The organism is Streptomyces sp., assembly GCF_031181705.1.
In the GTDB taxonomy this organism is placed as follows: Bacteria; Actinomycetota; Actinomycetes; order Streptomycetales; family Streptomycetaceae; genus Streptomyces.
The window spans coordinates 14769-17113 of the sequence record NZ_JAPSKN010000010.1; the positions used below are offsets into that span (position 1 = coordinate 14769).

A 2345-nucleotide genomic window follows, 5' to 3' on the forward strand; every position below is an offset into this window, starting at 1 on the left:
CACGGCCCCTCGCACGGCCCCTCGCCTTCCGGGCGGGGGGCCGTTGCCGTACCGTCGTCGTCCCGTCGGCGCGTGCTCGCCGAGTTGAACTCCTGAGCGATTCCCCTGGTTTCATCCAGGGTTCAAGGGCAATCCGGAGACTATGTCCCCTCGATATCGCAACGGCGCGAATCAGGCCGGCACGATCATCGCGGTCGTAGCCGACATCATGGCCCTCATCCTGGGCCTGTGGATTCTGATGTACCTGCTGGACGCGAACCCGGCGAACGACTTCGTCCAGTTCGTGCACGACGCGGCCCGCTGGCTGGCCGGGTGGTCGCACGACCTGTTCACGTTCGACGAGGCGTGGGCCAGGGTCGTCGCCGGGTACGGCCTGGCGGCGGTGGTGTACCTGTTCGTGGGCCACGCCATCGCCAACCGGGTGCACCGGCACTGACGACGTCCTGAGGGCCGCGTTCTCCCGACGGGGAGCGCGAGCCCTCAGGCGCAGCAGTCCGCTTCGAGCCCCGTCGGCAACTGCTCCCCGCCGAACACCGCACAGGTCGCCTCGTGGCCGCCCAGTGCGGCGACGGCGAGCAGCAGCGACCCGGCCGTCCAGGTGGTGAGCTCCCGCGGCCAGATCGCCTCGTCGTCGAAGACGTACCCCGTCCAGTAGAGCCCGCTGTCCGCGTCGCGCAGGTGCTGGATCGACTGCAGCACCTCCAGCGCCCGGTCGGACTCGCCCATCGCCCAGAGCGCCAGGGCCAGTTCGGCGGACTCGCCGCCCGTCACCCACGGGTTGGGCACGACACAGCGCACGCCCAGCCCCGGGACGACGAACCGCTCCCACCCCTCCTCGATCCGGGCCTTGGCCTCCGCCCCGGTCAGCGCACCGCCCAGCACGGGGTAGTACCAGTCCATCGAGTAGCGGTTCTTGTCCAGGAACCGCTCGGGATGGTGCCGTATCGCGTGCCGCAGGGCACCGGCCGCCAGCTCCCAGTCGGGCTGCGGCTCCTCGCGCTGCTCGGCGATGGCCAGGGCGCAGCGCAGCGCGTGGTGGATCGAGGAGGAGCCGGTCAGCAGGGCGTCGGCGGTCGCCGTGCCGTCGTCGTCGCGGCGCCAGCCGATCTGCCCGCCGGGCTGCTGCAGGCGCAGCACGAACTCCACCGCCGCGTACACCGCCGGCCACATCCGCTCCAGGAACGTGTCGTCGCCGGTGGACAGGTAGTGGTGCCAGACGCCGACGGCTATGTAGGCGACGAAGTTGGTCTCGCGGCCGCGGTCGGTGACGTCGGCGAACTCCCCGTCGGCGTAGGCCGCGTACCAGGAGCCGTCCTGATTCTGGTGCCGGGCCAGCCACAGGTAGGCCCGCTCGGCGGCCTCGTGCTCACCGGCCGCGTCCAGGGCCATCGCGGCCTCGACGTGGTCCCACGGGTCGAGGTGGTGGCCGCGGAACCAGGGGATCGCGCCGTCCTCGCGCTGCACGGCGAGGATGCCGGCCACGGTCTCGGCGGCCTGCCCGGCGGTGAGGACCCCGGGCAGGACCAGGTGCTCCGTCCGGGGAGTGGTCACCGGGCGTCCGCCCCGGTGGCCAGGCCCGGCAGGTGCGGCTTGGTCGCGTACGCCACGAAGCTCTTGCCGATCAGCGGGTTCAGCGCCTGCTCGGCGACGCGGGTGGCCAGGGGCTTCTTCATGATGTCCCAGACCAGCAGCTTGTGGTACGCCCGCACCGGCAGCGCCTTGTCGTTGTCGACGCCGAACGCGCACTTCAGCCACCAGTAGGGCGAGTGCAGGGCGTGGGCGTGGTGGGTGCCGTACGGTTCGAGCCCGGCCTCGCGGATCCTGGCGAGCAGTTCGTCGGCCTTGTAGATGCGGATGTGGCCGCCCTCGACCTCGTGGTAGGCGTCGGACAGAGCCCAGCAGACCTTCTCGGGGCCGTAGCGCGGCACGGTGACCGCGATGCGGCCGCCCGGCTTCAGCACCCGCACCATCTCGGCGAGGACGCCCTTGTCGTCCGGGATGTGCTCCATCACCTCGGAGATGATGACGACGTCGAAGGACTCGTCCGGGAACGGCAGCGCGAGGGCGTCGCCCTCCATGGCGGTGGCCGTGGCCCCCTCCGGCGCCTCCCCGGCCTCCCTCATCGCCGCGAACCACTTCGCGACCTCGCGGATCTCGTCGGCGTTCCGGTCCAGCGCCACGACCCGCGCGCCGCGCCGGTAGCACTCGAACGCGTGCCGTCCGGCACCGCAGCCGAGGTCCAGGACACGGTCGCCCGGGGCGAGCGGGAACCGGGAGAAGTCGACGGTCAGCACGTGGCCCTGCTTTCGGAGTTGACGCCTGTTACATCTGCGGGGGCCGGGGAG

The 2345-nt window shown here is 71.6% G+C and carries 3 protein-coding genes; 1 reads left to right on the forward strand and 2 read right to left on the reverse strand.

Going from position 1 to position 2345, the window contains the following annotated elements; all coding sequences use genetic code 11:
- The first annotated feature begins 142 nt into the window (after positions 1 to 142).
- Positions 143 to 436 (forward strand): hypothetical protein, encoded by a 294-nt coding sequence (locus RIN80_RS03940; protein ID WP_309094054.1) that lies wholly within the window; start codon positions 143 to 145, stop codon positions 434 to 436.
- Positions 437 to 480: 44 nt separating this feature from the next.
- On the opposite strand, the gene RIN80_RS03945 is transcribed toward RIN80_RS03940, so the two are convergent.
- Together RIN80_RS03945 and RIN80_RS03950 are read right to left on the reverse strand one after the other, a co-directional pair.
- Positions 481 to 1551, reverse strand: a complete 1071-nt coding sequence (locus RIN80_RS03945; RefSeq protein WP_309094055.1) for a prenyltransferase — start codon at positions 1549 to 1551, stop codon at positions 481 to 483.
- A complete protein-coding gene (locus RIN80_RS03950) occupies positions 1548 to 2294 on the reverse strand; it encodes a methyltransferase domain-containing protein (protein ID WP_309094056.1) in 747 nt (248 codons plus the stop codon). The genes RIN80_RS03945 and RIN80_RS03950 overlap by 4 nt, the downstream gene beginning before the upstream one ends.
- Between the last annotated feature and the right edge of the window lie 51 nt (positions 2295 to 2345).